14 protein-coding genes are annotated in these 24359 nt (G+C 69.8%); 10 read left to right on the forward strand and 4 right to left on the reverse strand.

From position 1 onward, the window contains the following. Positions 1 to 18 precede the first annotated feature (18 nt). Positions 19 to 9666 carry a polymorphic toxin-type HINT domain-containing protein gene (locus tag AB0M01_RS10925; protein WP_363667899.1) on the reverse strand — a complete coding sequence of 3216 codons (9648 nt, stop codon included), beginning with the start codon at positions 9664 to 9666 and terminating at the stop codon, positions 19 to 21. Positions 9667 to 9917: 251 nt separating this feature from the next. Here AB0M01_RS10925 and AB0M01_RS10930 point away from each other — a divergent pair, with 251 nt between their 5' ends. Beyond that, on the forward strand, positions 9918 to 11888 hold the full coding sequence (locus tag AB0M01_RS10930; protein WP_363667901.1) for a tachylectin-related carbohydrate-binding protein: 1971 nt from the start codon (positions 9918 to 9920) through the stop codon (positions 11886 to 11888). Positions 11889 to 11939: 51 nt separating this feature from the next. Here the strand turns inward: AB0M01_RS10930 and AB0M01_RS10935 are convergent, their stop codons facing one another. Genes AB0M01_RS10935 through AB0M01_RS10945 form a run of 3 tightly spaced genes read right to left on the reverse strand, consistent with a single transcriptional unit; the run spans position 11940 to position 14049 of the window. After that, positions 11940 to 12668 carry a DNA alkylation repair protein gene (locus AB0M01_RS10935; RefSeq protein WP_363667903.1) on the reverse strand — a complete coding sequence of 243 codons (729 nt, stop codon included), beginning with the start codon at positions 12666 to 12668 and terminating at the stop codon, positions 11940 to 11942. Beyond that, the gene (locus AB0M01_RS10940; protein ID WP_363667905.1) at positions 12668 to 13411 is read right to left on the reverse strand and encodes an SDR family oxidoreductase; all 744 of its coding nucleotides are present in this window, start codon (positions 13409 to 13411) and stop codon (positions 12668 to 12670) included. Before AB0M01_RS10940 ends, AB0M01_RS10935 begins: the two co-directional genes overlap by 1 nt. Next, positions 13411 to 14049 carry a DUF305 domain-containing protein gene (locus AB0M01_RS10945; RefSeq protein WP_363667908.1) on the reverse strand — a complete coding sequence of 213 codons (639 nt, stop codon included), beginning with the start codon at positions 14047 to 14049 and terminating at the stop codon, positions 13411 to 13413. Before AB0M01_RS10945 ends, AB0M01_RS10940 begins: the two co-directional genes overlap by 1 nt. A gap of 97 nt (positions 14050 to 14146) precedes the next feature. Here AB0M01_RS10945 and AB0M01_RS10950 point away from each other — a divergent pair, with 97 nt between their 5' ends. The 9 genes from AB0M01_RS10950 (at position 14147) to AB0M01_RS10990 (ending at position 24349) form a co-directional block, all read left to right on the forward strand. Then, a complete protein-coding gene (locus tag AB0M01_RS10950) occupies positions 14147 to 15520 on the forward strand; it encodes a hypothetical protein (protein WP_363667910.1) in 1374 nt (457 codons plus the stop codon). Positions 15521 to 15662: 142 nt separating this feature from the next. Further along, entirely contained in the window at positions 15663 to 16055 is a 393-nt protein-coding gene (locus AB0M01_RS10955; protein ID WP_363667912.1) for an STAS domain-containing protein, read from the forward strand. A 96-nt stretch (positions 16056 to 16151) separates the two neighbouring features. Next, positions 16152 to 16880: a chemotaxis protein CheB gene (locus tag AB0M01_RS10960; RefSeq protein ID WP_363667914.1), complete on the forward strand. Its 729-nt coding sequence runs from the start codon at positions 16152 to 16154 to the stop codon at positions 16878 to 16880. After that, positions 16877 to 17176, forward strand: a complete 300-nt coding sequence (locus tag AB0M01_RS10965) for a hypothetical protein (RefSeq protein ID WP_363667916.1) — start codon at positions 16877 to 16879, stop codon at positions 17174 to 17176. Before AB0M01_RS10960 ends, AB0M01_RS10965 begins: the two co-directional genes overlap by 4 nt. Further along, entirely contained in the window at positions 17173 to 17880 is a 708-nt protein-coding gene (locus AB0M01_RS10970) for a hypothetical protein (protein WP_363667918.1), read from the forward strand. Before AB0M01_RS10965 ends, AB0M01_RS10970 begins: the two co-directional genes overlap by 4 nt. A 9-nt stretch (positions 17881 to 17889) precedes the next feature. Further along, positions 17890 to 19731, forward strand: coding sequence for a CheR family methyltransferase (locus AB0M01_RS10975; protein WP_363667920.1), 1842 nt, complete (start codon positions 17890 to 17892; stop codon positions 19729 to 19731). Between the two features lie 67 nt (positions 19732 to 19798). Then, positions 19799 to 21550, forward strand: coding sequence for an MBL fold metallo-hydrolase (locus AB0M01_RS10980; protein WP_363667922.1), 1752 nt, complete (start codon positions 19799 to 19801; stop codon positions 21548 to 21550). Between the two features lie 11 nt (positions 21551 to 21561). Beyond that, positions 21562 to 23286: a hypothetical protein gene (locus AB0M01_RS10985; RefSeq protein ID WP_363667924.1), complete on the forward strand. Its 1725-nt coding sequence runs from the start codon at positions 21562 to 21564 to the stop codon at positions 23284 to 23286. Between the two features lie 10 nt (positions 23287 to 23296). Continuing rightward, a complete protein-coding gene (locus AB0M01_RS10990) occupies positions 23297 to 24349 on the forward strand; it encodes a LacI family DNA-binding transcriptional regulator (protein ID WP_363667926.1) in 1053 nt (350 codons plus the stop codon). The last annotated feature ends 10 nt before the right edge of the window (positions 24350 to 24359 follow it).

Raw genomic sequence — 24359 nt, forward strand, 5'->3', positions numbered from 1 at the left:
AGGCTGGTCCTACCGCTGTCAGCCAAGCGGGCCACCTCCGAGGTGCTTGAACAGCTTCCGGCACGCACCGCAGAACGGCAAGTCTTCCCCGTGCAACTCGGGTGGGTGGCCCTGGCTGCCGCCCGTCACATGAACCGCCCTCCCCCGAGCACCTGCGATGGCCGCGCCCTGGCTCTCCAGATCACACAGACCACCGATCTCCGCACACCCTCTATGATGCCCGACCGCCTCCGCCGCTTCACGTACCGCAGGGGTCAGGTCATCGAGTTCTCGCGGCTTGCTGACACCGAATCCTCGAGTGCCATCCGTTGCGACCACCTCCGCAGCAACATTGGTCTTCCCGATCTCGCTGTCCGCAAGATCAAGCAGCTCATCGGATGGTCCGCAGTTGTGGACCAGGAGGTTGGAGGCGCCTACGTAGTAGTTGTGGTCGTCCTGTACCCCGAAGTTGTAGACCGTGGTCTGCTTCGTGGTGCGGGTGATCGAGGCGATGACGGCGGTTTTGCCGTCGCGTTGGAGGAGTTTGTCGCCGGGCTTCAGGTTGCCGGACTCCACCCAGCCTCGGTCGGGAGTGTAGAACGGGTGCTCGGTGGTGACCGCCACCTGGCCGCCGTCGGACAGGGTGATCGTCATCAGGTCGCTGGCCTGCTTGCTGAACAGGCTGGTGACCTTCTGCAGACGCGACTCACCGGTGACCTGGTCACGAGCCCAGACCTCGTCGCCGACCTTGATGTCCTCGATCGGTTTCTCGCCGTCGGCGGTGGCGACCTTGGTGCCGGCGGGGAAGCACTTGCACGAGGTGGCCGCGTCCTTCGCGACCTTGCTGAGGGTCTTGGACTCCTTGACCGCCTTGACGCCCTTGTTGACGTACTTGGCGCCCTTGGCCGCGGTCGCGGCGTAGCCGGCCAATGGGATGGCTGAGGCAGCGCTCAAGGCGGCATTGACGTAGTCGCCCTCGGCGGCGTACCAGGCTGCGTTGGCCAGGTCGGCTACTTCACCGACCACTGGTATCAGGCCTATGACGTCCAGGGCTGCATGCCCTAGGTCGCCCTTGTTCTCCTTGACCCATTCGCCGGCTTTGGCCAAAGCCTCTGCGGTGGCGACCGGGTCGGAGAGGGTTTTGACGACGTCCTTGACGATCGGGCCGACGGTGTCGACGGCCTTCTGGTAGAGGTCGGTGACGGACTTGCGGACGTCCTTGATGAGGTCCTTGAGGCTGCCGCCGCCACCGTTCAGGGGGTTGCCCTGGCTGTAGAGCGGCTTGGTGACGCCGGTGGCGTTGGGCTGCGGAGCGTACTTGACGACCTGCTCCAACTGCACGCGCGCCTTGATTGCCGGGTCGACCGGCTTCGGCTTCGGCTTGGGGCAGGTGCCGAGCTGCTTGCAGGTCTTCTTCGGCGGGTCGCAGTCGCCGCGGTCCCGGCAAGTCGGCTTGGGCGGCTTGCAGTCGCCGCGCTGCTCACAGGTCGTCGGCGGCGGGTCGCACGGCAGCGCGACCGCGGGCGAAGCGAGGATCGGGTAGTCGCCGCCGCCAGTCCCCGGCGGCGGGTCGTCCGGCTCGTCGATCAGGTCGTGCCCGCCGGGCCGCTGACGCGGCGGCGGGGTCGGCTTCGGCGGCTTGGGCGGCTTCGGCTTGCAGGCAGTGGTACCGGTCGGGTCGACGTGGGTGAGCGGGTTCGCGTTGCCGTACAGGTACTTGTTGGCGATCACCGACGGCCCGCCGCCGTACGTGACGATGTCGCGGGAGTCGAAGGTGCCGGTCTCCGGGTCGTACCAGCGGGCGCCCATGTTGACCTGGCCGGTGGCCGGGTCGCTCCAGTCGCCCTGGTAGCCGACGCCGTACTTCAGGCCGCCGGACTGCAGCGGCTTGCCGAACGGGTCGAAGCTGCGCGAGTCCGGCAGCGCCGTCAGTGTCCCGTCGGATGGGTCGAACCCGCCCACCACGTCGCCGTGCGCGTCGGACAGCAGCAGCCGTTCGGTGGTGCCCTGCCCGACCGAGATGATGTCGCCACCGGCACCGCGACCGTAGATCTGGGTGCCGTCAGCAACCACTTCGTCGGAGAAACCGCTGTACTGCATCGTGGTGCCGTTGCCGACCACCGGGCGGTCCGCGCCGTCGTAGCTGTATCCGCGGCCCTCTTGCGAGACCATCCGGTCGAACGCGTCGAAGGTCATCGCGTCGGTGGTCGACCCATCGGTCTTCGACAGCAGCGTGCCGCGGGCGGAGTAGCTGTAGTCGGAGGTCCCGTCGGTGATCAGCCGGTTGCGTTCGTCGTACCGGGCGGCCTTGCCGTCGACCGAGGTCCGGTTGCCGGCCGCGTCCCACCCGTACGACGTGGTCTTGCCGCCACCCGTCCAGGTCTTCAGCCGGCCGGCGTCGTCGTAGGTGTAGGTGTTCGCGCCGGCGCCCTGCACGCCGGTCGTGGTCTTGGTGGTCATCCGGTCGTCGAGGTCGAAGCCGTACCCGACGGAGGTGACCGTTGCGCCTGCACCGTTCTTCAGCGTGTCGCCCGTCATCCGGCCGAGCGCGTCGTACTCGAACGTGCGGACCCGGCCGAGGCCGTAGTCGATCGTCTTCGGCGCACCGGCGGCGTCGTACCCGAGCGTCTGCTGGGTGCGGCTCACCGGGTCGGTCATCGAGGTCAGCCGGCCCTTGGTGTAGCTGAAGTCGGCGACGCCCGCGGCATCCGTCCGGCGCACCATCGCGCCGTCGGCGTCGAAGCTGAACGTGGCCGAGCCCGACGGTCCGGTCGCGCTGAGCATCTGCCCGCGGTCGTTGTAGGTGTAGAGGTTGTCGGCGCCGACGCTGTTCACCGAGGTGACCCGGCCGAGCACGTCGTACCCGAGCGACCGCTGCGCGGCCGGTGCATCGGCTCCACCGGTGCCGCTCTCGTTGGTGAGCCGGCCGGCCGCGTCGAAGGTCCGCTGACGGGTGACCCCGCCTGGCGCGACCACTCCGACCGGGTTGCCGGACGCGTCGTACGACATCGTCCAGGTCCGGTCGGCCAAGGCCGGGTGCGCGACGGTCGAAGGTTCGACCACCGACTCGGGCAGGCCGAGGCTGTTCAGTTTCGTGTACGTCGAGTTGCCGCGTCCGTCGGTGTACCGCGTCTGGTTGCCGGCGGCGTCATACCCGAAGCTGGTCGCCAGCGTCTCGGTCGCCGAGACCGGCTCTCGCTGCGAGACCTGGCGCCCGAGCGCGTCGTAGCTGTAGCTGACCGTCGCCCCGACCGGCGGATCGAGCGTCAGTACATTGCCGTCCGCATCGAAGGTGTAGTCGGTCCGGCGCAGCGGGCTCTGCAGGGCATCGAGGTCGGTCGAGGCGACCGCCCGGTCGGCCATGTCGTACGACGTGACCTGGGTCCGTCCCAGCCCGTCGACCCGCTCCACCTGCCGCCCGACGAAGTCGTACCCGAAGTTGGTGGTGACGTTCGACGGGTCGGTCGAGCGGATCGGCTGCCCGATCGTGTCGTACGTGGCGGTGCTGACCGCGCCCGACGGCGAGGTCGTGCTGATCACCCGCCCACCGTCGTCGTAGCCGTACCGGGTGACGAAGTTGTCGTTCACCGGGCGGCGCTCGACCTGCGTCGAGGTGATCATCCGGTCGAGGTCGTCGTACGTCGCCTCGCGGCTCCCGCCCAGCGGGTCGATGGTCTTCCGGACGTCTCCGTTGCCGGTGTACTCGAAGCGCCAGACCGCCCGCTCCGCGTCGGTGCCGGCCGGCTGGTCACGGACGATCATCCGGTCCTGCCGGTCGTACCCGTACCGCGTGGTCGCCCCGCGCGCGTCGGTGACCGCGACGACGTTGCCGTTCGGGTCGTACTCCGAACGAACCTTCGGCGTGATCGCCGTCCCGCCCGGTGGCGTGTACGACGGCCCGCTGGTCTCGACCGGCTGCCCGACCTTGTCGTACACCGTCGTCCCGATGTTGCCCAGGGCATCCTTCGCCGAGACCGTCTGACCGAACGCGTCGTACCCGACGGTCGTCACCGGCGCGGCGTCCACGGCCGGCTGGCCGTTCGACTCGACCTTGACCTTCGGCTGCGTGACGGCGTTCTGCCGCCCCAGCTCGTCGTAGCTGTACGTCGTGGTGAAGTCTGCCTTGACGGCGCCGGACTCGTTGCCGCGCGGCGGCGTGATGCTGGTCTGCAGGCTGCGCTGGTCGTAGGTCCAGCTGGTGGTGAGCCCGCTGGTCGCGTTCAGCCAGTTGGTCTGCGAGATCTGCCGCCCGGCCGCGTCGTACCCGTAGGTCGTCCGGCGCTCCAGGCCCAGCACCTGTTGGTGGGTGTTGGAATAGTCGCCGGTCTCGGCCTTGGTCAGGATGTTGCCGCTGATGTCGTACGTCAGCGTGGTCTTGCGGTCCAGCCCGCCCGGATCGAGGGTGCTCGTCGTCACCCGCCCAGCCGCGTCGCGGGTGTAGGCGATCGCGGTCTTGCCGTTGTCGCTCACCTGGCGAACCAGGTTTCCGGCGCCGTCGTAAGTGTTGGTCTCGAGCACGAAGTCGCGCTTGCTGCCGTCGGGGTTGTGGAAGTCCTTCAGGATCCGGGACTTCACCAGCCCGTCGGTGTAGTACAGCGTCTGCGTCGTCCGGCCCATCGCGTCGGTCTCGCGGACCGGCCGGCCGACTGCGTCGTAGCCGACCGACCGGAGCACCTGGTACCCGGTGTCGTCGGTGCTGTCGGCGTCGACCAGCCGGACCTCGGCGATCTGGTTGCGCGCCGTGTAGGCGTACTCGTACCGGTTGCCATTGGCATCGACCATGGCGGTCTGGTTGCCGAAGGCGTCATACGAGAACTGAACTTCGTGGCCACCGGCGTCGGTCTGCCGGGACAGCCGGTTGCGGTCGTCGAAGGTGTAGCCGGTGACCCGCGGCTCGCCGCCACCGATCAGGTCGACGGCCTCCTGGCTGGTCATGTTGCCGTCGTCGTCGTACGAGATCGTGACTCGCTGCTGGTGCCGGTCGCCGGTGACCTTGTCAGTGGTGACCGGCCCGGTGGTGGTCTTCAGCCGGGACGCCGCGTCGTACGTGAACGTCGTCGTGACGCCGCTCGGGAACGCGTCCGAGGTCTGGGTCTGGCTGGTCTTCCGCCCGACCGCGTCGTACTCGAAGCTCGTCGCGAGCCCGGTCGGGGTCGTGACCTTCGCCAGCTGTCCGGTCGCGTGGTAACCGTACGTCGTGACCGCGCCGCGGGCGTCGGTCGTGGTCCGGATCAGACCTGACGGCATCCACCCGGTCGGCCCGACCTCGGTGCCGTCGGTGTAGGTGTTCCGGACCGTGCCGGCCTCGGTGCTGTTCTGGGTGACCAGCTCGCCCTGTGCGAGGTACGTGTACGCCGTCCTCGCGGTGGGGTCGGTCGCGCTCGTCGCGCGGCCGTCCCGGGACTCGGTCGGCAGGCTCCAGCGTGGGTCCAGCGGATCAGTCAGCCCGCTCAGCGGGTACGTCGTGTAACTGGTGTGGCAGTCGGCCGAGCCGGCGCGACAGGTGGTCCGCGACGTGTTGTTGCCGCGGGCGTCGTAGGTGAGGGTCGCGTTCTCCCCGTTCTCGTTGGTGGTCTTGATCAGCTGGCCGGACTTGTCGTACTCGTAGCTGCGGACGGCGATGCCGTCGAGCGCGTGCCACTCGAAGATCGGGTCCTGCGAGCCGGACCCCGGCGTGACCACGCAGAACTGCGGGTCGTTCGGGTCCGGTGTGTTGCACGATGGCGGTGGCGTCGACGGCGGCGGGGCAGGCGGCAGGTCCTCCTCACGCGTCCCCAGCCCGTTCGGGACGCCGGCCCGCAGCAGCCAGCCCCCGATTCCGTCGTACTCGTAGAAGTACCGGCGGTCGGCCGGGTCGCGGACCTCGACGGTCCGGCGCAGGTCGGCCGAGTTCCCGCTGAGCGCCGGAGCGCCAATCTTCCACAGGCCGCCGTCGTCGTCGGTGTACTCGGCGATCCGCTCGGTCGCGGTGTCGTACGTCGCTGCCGATACGACCTTGCCGCTCGGTTGGGTGACGGTGGTGAGCTGGTCGGAGGGGTTCCGGCCGAGTTTGTAGTGCGCGGCAACCACGTCCGCGCTGAGCGGCCGTGAATACAGAGCGACCTCGTCGACCGCACCGACCAGGTAGTTGCGGGTCGCGGTTCCCCACCCGGGCCAGGACGCCGGGGCGGCTGCGTACGCGGCGCCGACCTGGTTGGCGACCATGCCGAGGTGGTCGACGTTGCGGCCGGTGGCGGTCCCGATCTGGGCGCCGTCGACGTACAGGGTCTGGGTCGCGCCGTTCGAGGTCAGCGCGACGTGGTGCCAGTTGCCTTCGTCAACGGTCGTGGTGGTACTGATCGGTGCCGCGGCGCCGTGCCAGAACTGGCCGCGCAGCTTCCCGTCCGACCCTACGTACAGCACCGGTAGGCCGGCTGTCGAAGTGCCCTCGACCTGTCCGGTCTGATAGCCGAGCAGGGGGTTCGTGCGGCCCTTGGAGATGATCCGGAACCACATCTCGACGGATTGGTTGCGGTTCTTGCGAATCGCGCCCTTGGGCAGCTCCAGGTACGACGGTGCATCGATGCCGTTGAACGACGCCGCGGTGTCGCTGGACCCGGCCAGGCCACCGGCCACGTTGTTCCGGGCGTTCTTGTAGGTCGCGTTGTCCTTGCCGAAGTCGACAGTGACCTCGCTCGCGGCGACTGCGCCGTCGTCGTTCATCCGGTAGTACAGCTCGGGTTTGCTGTCGGTCACCGAGGTCCGGTAGTGCGAGCCCTGCGCGGAACCGTACGTCGTGCACTTGCCGTCCGGCCCGCAGACGGAGGTCAGCAGATCACCCGAGTAGCTGTAAGTCCACTTGAGCTGGGCGCCGTCGACCGGCTGGGTGCTGACGGTCGCGATCCGGCTCCCGTTCCAGCTGAAGGTCAGCGAGCGGTTGTCACCCTGCTGACTGGTGACGCGGAGCAGCTTGCCGTCAGCGCCGTACTCGAACAGCATCGGCTTGCCCCAACGGCCCTTGATCTGGGTGAGCTTGCCGGACACCGAGAACGTGTAGGTGCTGGCGTTGCCGTCCTTGAAGGTCCAGGCGCCGATCGACGCGTTGAACGTGAGACCGGCCTGGCGTGCGGTGGGTCCGACGTACGTACCGTCGGGGTTCTTGCCGAACCGCACCTGCTGGCCGTCGGGGTAGGTGATCAGCACGCTGCCCTCGGGTTCGGGTACCAGCTTCAGGTCGTACTTGCTCGACCAGCCGGCGCCGAACACCCCGGTCCGCCGCGGGTCGAGGCTGTTGTAGGTCCGGACGACGTCGAGCTCCGGGCCCGCGACCGGGATCGACGCGTCGACTGCGGAGACCAGCTGGTTCCCGAGGTTCGGGTCGAACGGCTGGTCGCCACTGCCGGTCGGCGCGTTCGCCAGCCGGGACGTGATCTCGGGCTGCGGTACGTCGGTCAGCAACGACACCCGCTGGGGCGCGGGCGGTGACACGGTGATGCCACCGGTGCTGTCCTTGGCCGACACCCTCCAGGCGTACTCCTTGTTCCACGACAGCTTCCCGGCCGGGACCGTGTAGTTGCCCGCGGCCTGGTACGGCGAACTGGTGCACCCGGTGAACGCACCGGTGCTCGTCTTCTCGCAGATCTCGAAGCTGTACGTGACGCCGGAGGTCGGCGCGTCGATGTCGAAGGCACGGGCCCACAGCTGCGGAGTCAGCGTCTGGGTCCGGTAGCCGTTGTCCGGTGAGAGCTGATCGACGACCGGCGGCAGGTTGCGGACCTCGATCGCGATCCGGGCCGGGCTGACCTTCTCGCTGGTGAAGTCGGGCCCGCCGACCTTGGCCATCGTGAAGTAGACCCGGTACTGCTTGACGCCGGTGCCGGCGCTCATCGCCTTGATCGTCGCGTCGAGCGTGACGCTGCTGCCCCGGGCCAGCGTCGCGGGCAGGCTCGCACCGCGGTACTGGTAGAGCTGCTTGTCGTTCATGTCGGTGACGACGGTCTTCAGGTAGTACGCCGACGGCGTCCACGCGTCGGCGCTCAGGTTCTTCACCCGGATCTGCAGCTTGCCGTCCTGGTTCTGCAGCACCGGCGGCTTCGGCTGCCCGAGGACCTGGTACGACGCGTTGTACTCCGAGTGCGTGACGAACAGCGTCGGCGGGTTGGCGATACCGGCGCCGGTGCCCGCGAAGAGCTTCCACGAGCCGTCGTCACCGACCGGCCCACGCAGCGAGAGACCCTGGTTGGTCGCTGGATTGGTCACCCAGCGCTGGACCAGCGCGGAGCCGGCCGCGCCGAGATTGAAGGCCACCGGAGCGGGCTTGCACTTCGAGGTGGTCGAGCCGCTCGCGATGTATCCCTGCGCGAACGTCTTCGAGGTCAGCGCTGCGCCGACCGCCGGGCCCGGGTACTTCAGGCTCGGGTCCGGGGTCCAGGTGCCGGTGACCGGGTAGACGGTGACCGGGCGCGGCGTACAGGACGGTGCGCGGAAGCTGCTCACCTGCAGCTGCGCGCCGAAGACGGTGTGGTTCGCCAGCGCGCTGACGTCGAACTTCAGGTACGCCGCCGCGCGGTTGCCGTTCTGGCGGCCGACCATGAAGTCACTGGTGCCGACGTAGCTTCCGGAGTCTCGGACGGTCAGCGCTGCCGAGGACTCGAGCTCCTGCACGGTCGGATCGATCCGGACCGGGTACACCCGGCCGGGCGCGTCGAGCCAGTCGTTGCTCGGCGTCACTTTCAGGGCCTGCTCGCCGTCCTGCTCCACCAGCTCGTAGCCGACCTCGCTGGAGGTCGCCGCCGCGGCGTCCACCATGAACCCGGCCGGGATCACTGCCTTCTTGTTGCCTTGAGCATCGACCAGGACCACGTCGGGGCCGTCGAGCCGCGCGGTCAGGCCGTCGAGGTGCAGCGGAAACACGAAGCTCCGCGCGGCAGTCTTCGACCGCAGGATCACGGTCTCCTTGACGCCGCCCGGCTGGGTGCTGAGTTCAAGGTCAGCGCCGGGCGCGACCCCGGCGTACCGGACGGTGTCGACCCCGGCTTGGGTGCCGGCAACAGGCTGAGCTCCGCTCAGGCCCCAGCCGACCTTCTGACCACCGCTCAGCAGAACCTCGGCGACCGGCCGCCCCGCCGTGAGCTTCCCGGCCAGCTTCGACGTGACGCTGTCGCCCGAGCTGCGCCAGCCACCGCCGGTCACAGCCTGATCGCGGCTGAGCGTCGTACGGGCCGGTACCCAGGAGCCGTCGGGGCGCTGGAAGTTCTTCGGGGTGGTCGAGATCGCAGTGGTCTGGGTGCCGTCGGCATTCGCGAAGGTCGTCTCGTACCGGCTGTGCCCGATTGCCTTGCTCGTCCTGGCATCGAAGCCCTGCGAAGCCGTCACGGCAACGGGTGGTAGCACCTTCACGGCGCTGACCGGTGTCGGCTTCGTGCCGACCTGGAGATCGGGGTAGCGCGCCTTGAGGCTGGCCGGAACCGTGTGGTTGCGGTTTTCGCCGACCTCGTGCGGCTGGCCGGCCGCGGAGCCCTCACGCTGCTCGGGAGCCGGCTCGGCGCGGTGGTTCGACGGCGTGCCGTCGGCGCCGCGCAACTCCGGGACCGCGCCGGCGTAGTTGGCGGACCCTGCACACACGGCAGTGGCCAGGAGTACGGCCAGGCCCTTGGCCGACCAACGACGAACGGCCCGTTTTTGGGCGCGCGAAAGCGATCCAGCCATATGGAGTACCCCTAGCGAGAGTTGTCCTACTCGTCCCCCGAGCGACGACAACCCGAGGAAGCTAGCACCGCCGCCGACAACCTGACCAGCGATCTCACCGGCGGTTGCAGCTTGCTGCAGAAACCCTGCCCAGCAGGGCATTTCCGGCTAGTCTCCGATCCGTCCGGCGGTCTGCGCTGACGCGCCGGGACCACTGGCATGCGGCTCGGGCGGGCCTCTCGCATGCATCGTCCGAGTACTGGGGGTTTCCCATGGTCCGCACCCTGTCCACCCACCGGCCCGGCCGCCGGCGACGGCGGCTCGCTGCCGCCGTACTGACCGCCGGCCTGCTCGCTGGCGGCCTGTCCACGCTCGCCGCACCGGCCCAGGCCGACGACGCCGACGTCACCTGTACGGCGGTGCAGCCGGTCTTCGCGGTGACCGCCGCGGGCGAGCTGATGCGCTACGACTTCAACGACCTGAGCAGCAACGCCGAGCCGATCCTGGCCCGCAACCCGGTGCAGATCGGCGGTCGCGGCTGGGACCAGTTCGGCAAGATCCTCGGCGGCCCGGACGGCTGGATCTACGCGATCAGTGCCGCCGGCACCTACCAGTACCACTGGAACGGCAGCACCTTCGACGTGTCGTTCCGGTCGCTGGGCAAGATCTTCGCCGGCTGGTCGCAGCCGGCCCGGAAGAACAAGATCACCATGGACGCCCGCGGTGACGTCTACCTGATCGAGGACAACGGGCAGCTCAGCCGGTACCGGCGCGACCCCGCCACCAACACGTTCAGCGTCCAGCCGGTCGGCACCGGGTTCGGCGCCTTCACGTCGCTCACCGCCGTCGGCGACGGCGTACTGGAGGCGGTCCGGAACGACGGATCGCTGCACCGGTACCACTACGAGCCGACCAGCGACCGGTACCTGGACTACATCCAGACCGGGAACAGCAGCTGGACGAACTACAAGACGATGCTGTCACCGGGCGCCGACATCGTGGTCGGGATCAACGCCGCCGGGCAGATGCTGCAGTACCGGTACAAGCGCGAGACAAACACCTTCCTGGTGAACGCCCGCCAGATCGGGACCAGCTGGCAGAACTTCCTGAACGTGTTCGCGACCTCGAACGCCTGCAAGCTGACCAAGTCGTACGTCCCGGCGACCCCGTCGGTGCCGCAGCAGAGCTACCCGCAGCTCAACGTCCTGCAGTCCGCCGACGGCGCGGTCGAGTTCGCGCACACCGACAACATCGGCCAGGCCAAGTGGGGGCACACCCCGGACCCGGTCGACTTCGGCGGTACGGCGTGGACGCCGCTGCACGGCCCGAACGCCTTCACCGGGACGCCGGCGCTGGCCGAAGGGGCCGACGGCAAGCTCGACATCTCGATGCACGGCACCGACAGCCGGATCCAAGCCCGGACCCAGACCGGCGCCGACACCGCGCTGGTCGGTGACCTGCAGGACCGCTCCGGGCTGATGGCCTCGGACGCCGCGGCCGGGAAGTCGCCGGCGACGAACAAGCTGGTGCTGTTCGCGGTCGACGGCGTGCTGTGGGGCAAGCGGCAGGCGCCGCTGGCCAACGGGTTCCTGCCCTGGTCGAAGTTCACCAGTCCGGTGCTGTCCGCCGGTACGCCGGTGATCGCGCCCGGCCCGAACAACACGCTGATCGTGATCGTCCGCGATGTCGCGGGCACCTTCTGGTCGGCGAGCTGGGGCGGCACCGGTCTGTCGGCGTTCAGCAGCCTCGGCGGCAGCGACTTCACCGGCAAGGTGTCGGTCGTCCAGTACCCCGGCCAGCTGCTCCGCGTCGTCGCCCGGGACACCGACGGACACATCAAGACCCAGAAGCAGACCGCCGCCGGTACGACGTGGCCCGGCACCTGGGACGTCGTCGGCGACCCGGCGCAGGTGTGGCCCGGGCAGCCGTCCGCAGTGATGTCGCCGGACTCCGGGCTGATCGAGATCGTGGCCCGGGGCAACGACAACCAGATCTGGTTCGCCCAGGAGCTGATCCAGGGCTCGGGCCAGTTCCCGCAGTTCAAGGCGGTCCCGACCGGCTACGACGAACAGTACCCGACCGACCCGACGGCGTTCGTCTACACCGCGGGCGGCGACCAGAAGTGGGCGATCGCGACGTACAACCAGAACTTCCAGGTGCGGGTCGCGACCACCCAGCTGGCCGGCGGGTTCGCCGCGAAGCAGGCTGCCGACCCGATGTTCGGCACCTACAAGCTGTCCTAGACCTGACGGGCACCGAGGTGGGTCACCAGCCAGGTGGCCCACCTTGGTGTTTCACAGGCTCCGGTAGTGCTTGCGGGTCTCCGGTGTCAGGTGCTCGACGGCGTAGCTGAGCATCGTGCGCGGCATCCGGGCGGCGTACTGGTCGAGGAAGGCCAAGAGCTCGTCGGCGGAGACGCGTTTGCCGGCCTCGCGGAGCATCCAGCCGGCAGCCTTGTGGATCAGGTCCTCGCGGTCGTCGAGGACCTCGGGAACCAGGTCGTAGATGTCCGTGCTGTCACCGGCCCGGATGAAGCGGTGGGTGGCGACCAGCGCGATCCGGCGGTCCCAGATCAGCTCGGAGCGGATCAGGGTGTGCAGGACGTCGCCGGACCGGCCGAGCAGGTGGCCGCCGACGATCTCGGCGGCGCTGCAGTCGACCAGGTCCCAGTTGTTCACGTGCTCGGTGTTGCGCAGGTAGAGCTCGAAGATCGCGGCGACCTCGTCGGGGTCGGCCGTCCGCGGTTTCAGCGCGCGGTCGGCACGATCGGCGAGCAGGCAGAGAACGGCGAGGCGGTGCTCGTGGACCGGGCTGCGCAGCGCCTCCTCGAGGTCGGGCAGCGGGAGTCCGGCGCGCAGGTACGGTTTGAGGATGCCGCGCAGCGTCGACAGCTTGACGCCGATCATCACGTCACCCTCGCCGTAGCCGCCGGGCTTGACCTGGAAGTAGCCGGACAGGATCGCCGCGGTGCCGGCGTCGGCTTCCGCGTCAATGGCCGCGAGCAGGTCGTCCACGGTCGGCATCAGATCAGCAGGCCTCCGCTGGCGCGCAGGTTCTGGCCGGTCAGCCAGCGCGCGTCCGGACCGGCCAGGAAGGCGACGACGTCGGCGACGTCCGCGGGTTCGCCGACGCGACCGAGCGCGGTCAGGCCGACCAGCAGCTCGGCGGCCTCCGGCGGGTTCGAGTCGCGGAACATGTCGGTGTCGGTCGCGCCCGGTGAGACCACGTTCGCGGTGATGCCGCGCGGGCCGAACTCGCGGGCGGCGACCTTGGTGACCTGCTCGAGGGCGCCCTTGCCGCCGGCGTACAGGGAGATGCCGGGGACCGGGAAGCTGGTGTTCAGCGTCGAGACCGTGATGATCCGGCCGTGGTCGCGCAGCACCTCGCCGGCCCGCTTGATCGCGAAGAACGGGCCCTTGAGGTTGGTGCCGAGCATCTGCTCGTAGTCGTCCTCGGTGACGTCGGCGAGCGGTTTGACCATCGAGCGGGCCGCGTTGCAGACCAGGATGTCCAGCCCGCCGGCCGGTTCGGCCGCGGCCTCGAACAGTCCCGGGAGCGCGGCGACATCGGCCTGATCAGCCTGTACGGCGTACGCGCGACCGCCGGCGGCCTCGACCTCCGCGACCACCTCGCCGGCGGCCTGCTTCGAGGCGGCGTACGTGAAGGTGACCGCGGCGCCGTCCGCCGCGAGCCGGCGGACGATCGCGGCACCGATCCCGCGCGAGCCTCCGGTGACCAGCGCGGCCTTGCCGTCCAGGACACCCATCAGAGGGCCTTCTGGAGCTGTCGCATGGTGCTGATCTCCTTGGTCTGGGTGACGGTGACGTCCTGGGCCAGCTCGCCGATCCGCAGGTCGGCGCCCTTCTCGATCGCCGTCGCGCTCATCGCCAGCGCGCCCTCATGATGCTTGATCATCAAGGTCAGGAACAGGGCGTCGAACGCCGCTCCGGTGGAGTTCAGCAGCTTGGCCAGCTCGGCCGGCGTCGCCATCCCAGGCATCCCGGAGTGGTCGCTGTGCTCCACGTGCTCGAGCGCGGGCGGGGTGCCGCCGCGCTCGGTGAGCAGCTGGCGCATCGCCGCGATCTCGGGCTTCTGGCCGACCCGGATCCGGTCGGCCAGCGCCTTGACCTGCGCGTTCGCCGCGGCCGTCCGCGCGCGCTCGGCCATCACCAGGGCCTGGCTGTGGTGGATCATCATGTCGCTCAGGAACGTCAGGTCGTCGGGGTCGGTCGTCGCGGCCGAGGTCGGCGCCGTGGCGAGCGTCTGGTTCGGGCCGCCCGGCGTACCGGGGACGATGACCGGCAGCGACGGGGTCGGGGCGGGGGCGGCCGCGGGTGTGCTCGAGCTGCACCCGGTCAGGGCGAACCCCAGGGCGGCGACCAGTGGCAGGGCGAAGTTCCTCACAGCACCTCACTCTTCGTGGCAAATCGCTTCCCCACAGTGTCTATCACGCCTACCCTGAGGCAATCGATCGATTCAACTGCACAGAAGGGACCCCGGCATGCGCCGCCCACGCACGCTCGCCCGTCTCAGCCTTTCCATAGCCCTGATCGCCGGGCTGACCGGCCTGTCCGGTGCCGCCTCCGCGGAGGTCCCCGCGCCGCCGGACACCGGTGCCGCCAAGAGCGACAACATCACCCACCTGGCCAGTGCGCCGATGACCGGCCCGCTCGCGGGTGGGGTGAACACCGACATCGCGTTCGCCGGCAAGCTCGCGTACGTCGGGAACTACTCCGGGTTCGCGATCTACGACATCGGCAACCCGGCCAAGCCGCAGCTGGTCAGCCAGGTCTCCTGCCCGGGCAGCCAGAACGACATCAGCGTCTACGACGGCCTGCTGTTCCTGAGCACCGACTCGTCCCGCAGCGATAACTCCTGCCAGAGCGTCGCGCAGTCGCCGACGATCAAGGAGTCGTGGGAGGGGATCAAGGTCTTCGACGTCAAGGACCCGCGCAACCCGCGCTACGTCGCCGCCGTCGAGACCCGCTGCGGTTCGCACACGCACACGCTGGTCCCGGACAAGCTGAAGCGCTCGGTGTACGTCTACAACTCGTCGTACAACCCGAACGCGACGTACCCGGACTGCCAGCCGCCGAACGACCGGGTCGACATCGTCAAGGTCCCGCTGCGGCACCCCGAACAGGCCGCCGTGGTGGCCTCGCCGGTGCTGTTCCCGGACGGCGGGTTCCCGGGCAGCCCGACCGGCTCGGCGACCAGCGGCTGCCACGACATCACCGCGTTCCCGGCCAGGAACATCGCCGCCGCGGCCTGCATGGGTGACGGCGTACTGCTGGACATCTCGCGGCCCGAGCGGCCGAAGGTCATCGACCGGGTCCAGGACGCGACCAACTTCGCCTTCTGGCACGGCGCCACCTTCAACGGCGACGGCAGCAAGGTCGTCTTCATGGACGAGCTCGGCGGCGGTGGCGGCGCGGAGTGCAACCCCGAGGTCGGCCCGAACAAGGGCGCCACCGCGGTCTTCGACATCAAGCACCGCAAGCTGCAGTTCCGCAGCTACTACAAGATCGACCGGCACCAGGCCACCGACGAGAACTGCGTCTCGCACAACGGCTCGCTGATCCCGGTCAAGGGCCGCGACATCATGGTCCAGGCCTGGTACCAGGGCGGCTTCTCGGTCTGGGACTTCACCGACTCCGCACACCCGAAGGAGATCGGCTACTTCGACCGCCCGCCGCGCGACCCGGCGTCGTTCGGCGGCTACTGGTCGGTCTACTACTACAACGGCGCGATCTACGGCACCGAGTCGGTGACGGCGTTCGACGTGTTCAAAATCAAGGACCGGCGGACTGATCCGGCCAACCGGGTGAAGCTGAAGGAGCTCAACGTCCAGACGCAGCCGGCGTTCTGGGGCTAAGCGCTTACATCACGCTCCGGGGTCACTGGCCGTACAACCATTGTGACCCCAGAGCATTCCGGCATACGGTTACACCAGGGCTGTCACCCACCACGCCAGGACCGACCGGCGTTTCGCGGGGCTGCCCGGGGGAGAGACCGCAGTGAGCCAGCCTGACTCCGAGGACGGCGAGATGATCAGGACGACGTTCGACGCCGTCACCGAGGATCTGGGTGACGGGATCGTGCTGGTCCGGCTGTCCGGGGAGATCGACATCGCCACCACCGACTTCGCCTCGGAGTCGATCCGGGCCGCGATCGCGCCACCCGCCCGGACGGTGCTGATCGACCTGTCGGCGGTCACGTTCTGCAGCTCGGCCGGCCTCGGCAACCTGGTGGAGGCCCGGCGGCTCGCGGTCCAGCACGGGATCACGCTGGCCCTGGTGGGCGTCGGCCGTCCGGTGGACCGGCCGCTGACCATCACCGGTCTCGGCCGGGAGTTCACCATCTTCGCGTCGGTCGAGGATGCCCGAGCCCAGGGCGGGCGTCAGCCGTGATGCTCCAGGGCGGCGACCTCCGGTGAGCTCACCGCTCCGGTACGGCACGTCCTGGATCCGGGCCACGGGGCCGAACGGGGAGGCCGGAGACCCGGAATGATGTCGGCGGCGACCTCGCGCGACCTGGTGGTCATCGGCGCTTCGGCCGGCGGCGTCGAAGCCCTGCGCAGCCTGGTCTCCCAGCTGCCCGCCGACCTGCCCGCCGCGGTCCTCGTCGTACTCCATCTTCCGGCCGGGAGCACGAGCGTGCTGGCGACCATCCTGGACGACGCCGGCCGGTTGCCCGCCGAACCCGCGGAGCACGGTGCACCGATCCACCGCGGCCGCTTGTACGTCGCACAGCCGGACCACCACCTGCTGCTCGACGGCGACCGCCAGGTCATGTCCAGCGGCCCGACCGAGAACGGCCACCGCCCCGCGGTGAACGCGCTGTTCCGCTCGGCCGCGCTGGCTCGCGGCCCGCTGGTGGCCGGGATCGTCCTGTCCGGCGTGCTCGACGACGGTACGGCGGGGCTGGCCGCGATCAAGGCCCGCGGCGGCCTGGCGATCGTGCAGGACCCCGACGACGCGGCGTACCGCGGCATGCCGGACAACGCGCTGGCCGCGGTCGCCGTCGATCACGTGCTGCCGGCGGCGGCGATCGGCGAGCAGCTCGCGGGGCTTCTCGGCGTACCGGTCGATCCGGTGCCACCGGCCGAGCCCGACCCGCTGCTGCGCTACGAGCACGCGCTGGCGCTCAGCGGTGTCGCGGCTGCGCTGACCCCGTCGCCGGCCTCGGCTCCGCAGGACTGCTCTGCCCGGACTGCGACGCCGAACTCGCGATGATCCAGGAGGATCAGCAGCAGTTCCGCTGCAAGGCCGGGCACGCCTGGTCCGCGGAGGCGCTGCTGGCGACCGCGGACCAGCGGATGCAGGCCGCGTTGTGGACGGCGTTACGGACTCTCGAGGAGAAGGCGGCTCTGGCCCTGCAGATGGAGACCACTGCCCGGCGCCGTGGCAGTCACGACGTCGCCCGCCGGTACGCCGCCTCGGCGCAGGAGACCCAGGAAGCGGCACGGTTGATCCGCGCCCGTCTGACCTCGAGACGGTCCGGAACCGGGAGAGACGGTGACAGCTCATGAGCCGCGGCAGTGCGTTGTTGATCGGGTCGCGATCCGTCGGAGACACGGTGGTGGTCCGCCCGGCCGGGGTGCTGGAAGTGGCGACCGCGCCGCAGCTGCGGACGTACCTGCTCAAGACGGTGGCCGACCAGCCCGACGGGGTGATCGTGCTGCTGCAGGACCTGGTGCTGGCGCACACGTACACGCTCAGCGTCTTCGCGTCGGTGGCGCGGCACACGGCCGGGTGGTCGGGTGTCCCGCTGGTGCTGGTGATCGGAGAGCAGCGCAGCAGCGAGGTCCGGATGCAGGCTCGCGCGGTCGCCCGGTTCGTCCCGGTCTTCCCCGACCTGAACGCCGCACTGGCCTCGGTCGGCAACCCTCCGGCCCGGCAGCTGAGCCGGCTCCGGCTGGCCAACGACCCGCACAGCGGCGGCGTCGCGCGCCGGTTCGTCGCGTCGACCTGCGAGCTGTGGCACTGCGAGGAGGTCGCCGAGGACGCGGTCGCGATCGTGTCCGAGCTGGTCGGCAACATGGTCCGGCACGCGCACAGCGACGGCGACCTGCGGCTGGAGCTGCGGCGCGAGCTGCTGACCGTCGCCGCGCTGGCGACCGCCTGGGGCACCAATCCCACCACCACCGGCGGCAAGGTCGTCTGGGCGACGTTGCGGCTGCGCCGGCCCGACGCCCGAGCGGCGATCAACAACCGCTGGCGTGACGGGCAGTAGCGTGACCCGGTGACCAACCAGCCCGCCGCGGCCGACGACGTCGACGACCTGCTCGCGTACCTGCGCGAGTCCCGCGGCTTCGACTTCAGCGGCTACAAGAAGTCCAGCCTGCTCCGCCGGATCCAGCACCGGATGGCTCAGGTCGAGGTCTCGGGCTACCAGGAGTACCTGGACCTGCTGCAGGTCGATCCCAGCGAGTTCACCGCGCTGTTCAACACGATCCTGATCAACGTGACCAGCTTCTTCCGCGACCCCGAGGCCTGGGCGGTGCTCCGGACCCGGGTGGTCCCGGCGCTGCTCGCCGAACGCAGCCCGGGTGACCCGCTGCGGATCTGGAGCACCGGGTGCTCGTCGGGCCAGGAGGCCTACTCGCTGGCGATGCTGCTCGCCGACGAGCTCGGCCTGGACCGCTACCTCAAGCAGGTGAAGATCTACGCCACCGACATCGACGACGAGGCGCTCACCCAGGCCCGCCAGGCGTCGTACAGCGAAGCCGCGCTGGCCGGGGTCTCGGCGGCCCAGCGGGCGGCGTACTTCGAGGCCCGTGGGGACCGGTTCGTCTTCAACGCCGACCTGCGCCGAACGGTGATCTTCGGGCGCAACGACCTGGTCCAGGACGCGCCGATCTCGCGGGTCGACCTGCTGCTGTGCCGCAACACGCTGATGTACTTCAACTCCGAGACCCAGCAGCGGGCCCTGAACCGGTTCCACTTCGCCCTGGTCCCGCGCGGTGTGCTGTTCCTCGGCCGGGCCGAGATGCTGCTCGGCCGCAGCCAGCTGTTCGAACCGATCGACCTCAAGCAGCGGATCTTTCGCCGCGTCTCGCAGCGGATCGCCCCACCGGGCCGGACCGAGGCCGTACCGGTGAGTGAGGACGAGCCGGCCGACGCCCGGCTGCACGAGTACGCCTTCGCAGCCGGTCCGATCGCTCAGCTCGTGGTGAGCCCCGACGACACGCTGGTGATGCAGAGCGACCAGGCCGCGAGCCTGTTCGGCCTGACCCGGCGGGACCTGGGCCGGCCGGTCCGGGAGCTCGAGGTCTCGTACCAGCCGCTGGCGCTGCGCGGCCACATCGACCGGGTGCTCGCCGAACGCAAGCCGATCCGCGTCTCCGAGGTCGAGTTCAACCGCCCGGGCGGGGTGGTGCAGTGGTTCGAGGTGCACCTGACGCCGGTGATCGACGGCCCCGAGCTGCTCGGCGTCTCGGTGGTCTACCACGACGTCAGCGTCGCGCGAGCCCTGCGGCTCGAGATCGACCGGGTCAACCAGCACCTGGAGAGCGCCAACTCCGAGCTGCAGTCGACCAACGAGGAGCTGGAGACCACGAACGAGGAGCTGCAGTCGACGGTGGAGGAGCTGGAGACGACCAACGAGGAGCTCCAGTCCACCAACGAGGAGCTCGAGACGATGAACGAGGAGCTGCAGTCGACCAACGACGAGCTCCAGATCATCAACGAAGCGGTCCGGGAGCGCAGCGCCGAGCTGAACGAGGCCAACGACTTCCTCGAGTCGGTGCTGACCGCGTTCACGGCCGGTGTGATCGTGGTCGACCTCGACCTGCTGGTCCTGGCCTGGAACGCGGCCGCGCACGACCTGTGGGGAGTCCGCCAGGACGAGGCCGAGGGCCGGCACCTGTTCAACCTCGACGTCGGCCTGACCGCCGAGGTGCTCCGGCCGCTGGTCCGCGAGGTCCTGGACGAGCCGGACGAGTCCCGGACCGCGCTGGTCGAGGCGGTCAACCGGCGGGGCCGGACGATCACGGTCCGCCTGGTCTGCAGCTCGCTGCGGACACCGGACGGCCTGCCCCGCGGGGTGCTGCTGGCGATGGAGGAGGTCCCGCGCAGCGGCTGACTCACGATGTGGAATCGTTTGCACATCCTCTTGCCAAGGCCCGCCTGGTGCTGCCTAGGCTCTCGGGATGACGATCCCCCACCGACCGGCCGGACCGGACGTCCTCGCGCTCGACGACATCTGCGTGGTCTACCTGCTCGTCGACCGCGAGCACCGGACAGCGGTGGCCGTCGACGCGGGCTCCGGCCGCTGGCTGGGCGACCTGGCGGCGTACGGCGTGGACGCGGTCACCGACGTGATCGTCACCCACCACCATCGCGACCAGGTCGAGGGCCTGCCCGCCCTGGCCGCGACCGGCGCCCGGATCTGGGTGCCGGAGAACGAGGCCGGTCTGATCGCCGACGTGGACCACAACTGGGCCCGCCGCCAGGTCGTCAACAACTACGACGTCCACTCCGACCGCTTCTCGCTGCTGGAGCCGGTACCCGCCACCGGCGTCATGAAGGACTACAGCACCACCCGGATCGGACACCTGGACGTGACCACCGTCCCGACGCCTGGGCACACTCCCGGCAGCGTCAGTTACCTGATCAACGGTCAGGCCTTCGTCGGCGACCTCCTGTACAGCCCCGGCAAGGTCTGGTCCGCCGCCGCACTGCAGTGGTCGTACGTCGGGCTGGAGGGCGCTGGGCTCACCATGGCGTCGCTGGTGCAACTGCTCGATCACCAGCCGACCGCTCTGCTGCCCAGCCACGGTGAGCCGATCAGCGACCCAGCGGACGCCGTCGCGCGGACCTGTGCGGCACTGGCCGACCTGCACAACGTCCGGATGGGCTTCAGCACCGGACTGCTGGACAAGCTGGACCAGCCCTTCGTCGAGCTGAGTCCTCATCTGCTGATGAACCGCACCAGCGAGTCCCGGAGCTACGTGCTGCTCAGCGACGCCGGGACGGCACTGGTCATCGACTACGGCTACGACCTGACCACGGGCATACCTGTCGGCGGCGAACGGTTCACTGTGCGGCCGTGGCTGCCTTCGCTCCGCGCACTGCGTCGTGACTACGGCATCGACAAGGTGGAGGTGGCGGTACCGACGCACTACCACGACGACCACGTTGCCGGGTTCAACCTGCTGCGTGAGGTCGAGGGCACCGAGGTCTGGGCGTCCAGCCCGGTCGCTGCCGTGCTGGAGAACCCGTCGGCGTACGACCTGCCCTGCCTCTGGTACGAGCCGATCCCCTGTGCCCGGCACGTGCCGAACGGATCAGCTGTCCGCTGGCGCGAGTACGAGCTGCAGCTGCACTCGCTGCCCGGCCACACGCTCTACGCCTCGGCTATCGGCTTCACCGTCGACGGCCGCGACGTGCTGGCCACCGGCGACCAGCAGACCGGGACGTGGGTGCCTGGAGAGCAGCCGGAGATCCCCAACTTCCAGTACGCCAACCTGTTCCGGCCGGACGACTACGCGCTGTCCGCCGCGCTCTACCAGCGGCTGCAACCGGAGCTGATGATCTCCGGCCACTGGGACCCGCGTCTGGTCGACCAGGCGTACCTGGACGAGCTGGTCCGTGTCGGGGCCGAGGTGTCGCGCGTGCACCAGGCCCTGCTGCCGCCTGCGCAACCGCCGACCAGCATCACGCCGTACCGGGTGGAGGCGGTGGACGGGCAGCCGTTCGAGCTGGCCGTCGTGGCTGACGGGGTGTGCGAGCTGGTGGTTCCTCGCGGCTGGGAGTGCGAGCAGGTCGACGCCGCGCGCTTCCGCGTCGTACCGCACGTCCAGCAGCGAGTACGCCGGGCGCGGGTCGCCGCGGCGGTCACCCGCGACGGCCGCTACCTGGGCCAGCTGGCCGAAGCACTGATCGACGTCCACCGGCCCTGAGGAGCGACTGCGTGAGGATCGGCGACTACCTGATCGAGGTCAACACCGCCAAGGCGTACGCGGCGGTGGAGGGCGCCGACGGCCGGCCCTGGTTCAAGCTCCGGCTGTTCACCGCGCTCGACACGGCCGGAGGCGTCGACGAGACGTACGGCGACGTGGTGGTCGAGCAGAAGGAGCTCCCGGACGAGCTGGTGCTGACCACGACCTGCCGCAGCACGGTGTGGGACACCCGGACCACGGTCACCCGCTTCCTGCCGGACCGGATCGAGTCGTCCACCACCGTCAGCGGCCGCGGCCGGATCACCGACTGCCACCTGCTGGGCGGACGCCGTACGCCCAGGGGCTTCCTGCCCAGCGGCTCCCGGCTCGAGCAGGCCTGGTCGCCGAACCCGGACCACCCGTCCCGGGAGCTCCGCGACGCGCTGGAGCCGGCGACGATCGGCCCGTGCGGCGAGGGCAGCGAGCCGGGGATCGAGCGCTGGCTGTTCTCCCCCGCGCCGTGGTGCTTCGCGGTCACACCTGGTTCGGCGTACTGGATCGGGCTCAGCCTGGTCGCGCCGATCGCCGAGCAGACTTTCACGAACTACCACTACGCGCCGGTCACCGGAGGCTTCTCCCTGCGTCTGGACTACGAGGGCCAGACCAGTGTCGACGGCACATTCCGTACGCCGTTGCTGGTGGTACATCTCGGCGGCAGCGACCCGGTGCACGTGCTGGCCAGGCACCGCGCCTTGCTCGACGAGTACGGCGTCGTGCCGCAGCGGACAGCTGAGCAGCCGGACTGGTGGCAGGGCCCGATCTTCTGCGGCTGGGGCGCGCAGTGCGCTATCGGCGCTCGTACTGGCCAGTCGCCGCAACCGCTGGCGACCGAGGCCAACTACGACCGGTTCCTGGAGACGCTGTCCGGCCGGGGGATCGTGCCGTCGACAGTGGTGATCGACGACAAGTGGCAGGAGCGGTACGCGACCTGCAGGCCGGATCCCCGCAAGTGGACCGACCTGCGCGGCTGGATTGCCCGGCGGCACGCGCAGGGACAACGAGTGCTGCTGTGGTGGAAGGCCTGGGACGAGGAGGGCGCGCCGGCCGAGGCCTGCATCACCGACGCGGCCGGCGTACCGGTCAGTCTGGATCCCGAGGCGCCTGCCTGCCGTGCGCTGATCACCGACGCCGTCGAGTACATGCTGTCCTCCGACGGGCTGGACGCGGACGGCTTCAAGATCGACTTCACCGCCCGTACGCCGTCCGGCGCATCGCTGCGGCACAGCGGGCATCTGTGGGGCACGGCCCTCCTGCACGCCCAGCTCGCGCTGGTCCACGACACCGCCAAGCGGGTCAAGCCGGACGCCCTGATCGTCACCCACACGCCGAACCCGGCGTTCCTGGACGTCACCGACCTGATCCGGCTGAACGACGTACTGCGTGACGACGAGGCCGCGCCGGGGTATGTCGCTCGCCACATGGAGTACCGGGCCGCGGTGGTGCGCGCGGCCGTTCCGGAGCTGGGGATCGACACCGACGGCTGGATAATGCCGAGCCACGCCGAGTGGCGCGCGTACCTGGAGATCCAGCCTGAGCTGGGCGTTCCGGCGCTGTACTACGCCGACGGGACCGACACGGACCGCTTCGACTTCGGGCCCGAGGACTTCGCCGCGATTCGGGAGAGTTGGCAACGATCCCGGGAGCGCTGGCACGCTGAAACGCCCGGTACGACGCCGCGCCCGCGGAGTTCGGCTTAGACTGCCGCCCATGAATCCGCGGGGGCAGCAGGCGCGCAGTCCGCGTCCGGCGGCGGCGATCAGACGACCGACCGTCCAGGACGTCGCCCGCGAGGCCGGGGTGTCGCCGTCAACGGTTTCCCGCGCACTGCACACCCGTGGTTACGCATCTCCGGACGTGCGCGAGCGGGTCCGGGCCGCGGCGGCCAGGATCGGTTACGTGCTCGACCACAACGCGCGCAACCTGCGCAGCCGGTCGTCGACGTCGATCGGGGTCCTGATCTCCGACCTGCGCAACCCCTTCTACGCCGACCTCGCGGCCGGGATCGAGGAGGAGCTGCGGGCGGCGGAGTACCAGATGGTCCTGGTCAACGACAACGGTGAGCCGGCCGAGGAGATGCGGGCCGCGGAAACCCTGCTGGCGATGCGGGTCCCCGGTGTGATCGTGACGCCGGTGACCGCGGCGTGCCCGCGGGTGCTGCAGGACAACGGCGTTCACGTCGTCTGCGCGGACCGTGAGCTCGGCCGCTCCGGCAGCGACGTCGTGCTGAGCGACAACAAGGCCGGTGCCCGCGCGCTGACCGAGCACCTGATCGAGCTCGGCCACACCCGGATCGGCCTGCTGATCGACGAGACCAAGTGGTCGACCGGTGCGGGCCGGCTGGCCGGGTTCCGGGCCGCGCACACCGACCACGACCTCGAGGTCGACGAGAACCTGATCGCCTACACGAGTTTCGACGCCGACGCCGCCCAGCGCACCACGCGCCGGCTGCTCGACGAGCAGGACGTCACGGCGATCATCTCGGCCAACAACGTGCTCGCGCAGGGCGCGCTCGCCGAGGTCAAGGAACGCAAGCTCAAGGTCCCCCGCCAGCTGAGCCTGGCGGCCTACGACGACGTGCCGTGGATGTCGCTGGTGCAGCCGGCGCTGACCACCGTCGACCAGCACACCGTCGAGCTCGGCCGCAACTGCGCACGGTTGCTGCTGGCGCGGATCCACGACGAGCTGCCGGCCCGGCGCCGGATCCTCCGGGTCGCGCCTCAACTGGTGGTCCGCGGTTCCACCGGCCCGGCGCCGCGCTGACCTTCCTTCG

The organism is Kribbella sp. NPDC051770 (assembly GCF_040681455.1).
Classification (GTDB): domain Bacteria; phylum Actinomycetota; class Actinomycetes; order Propionibacteriales; family Kribbellaceae; genus Kribbella.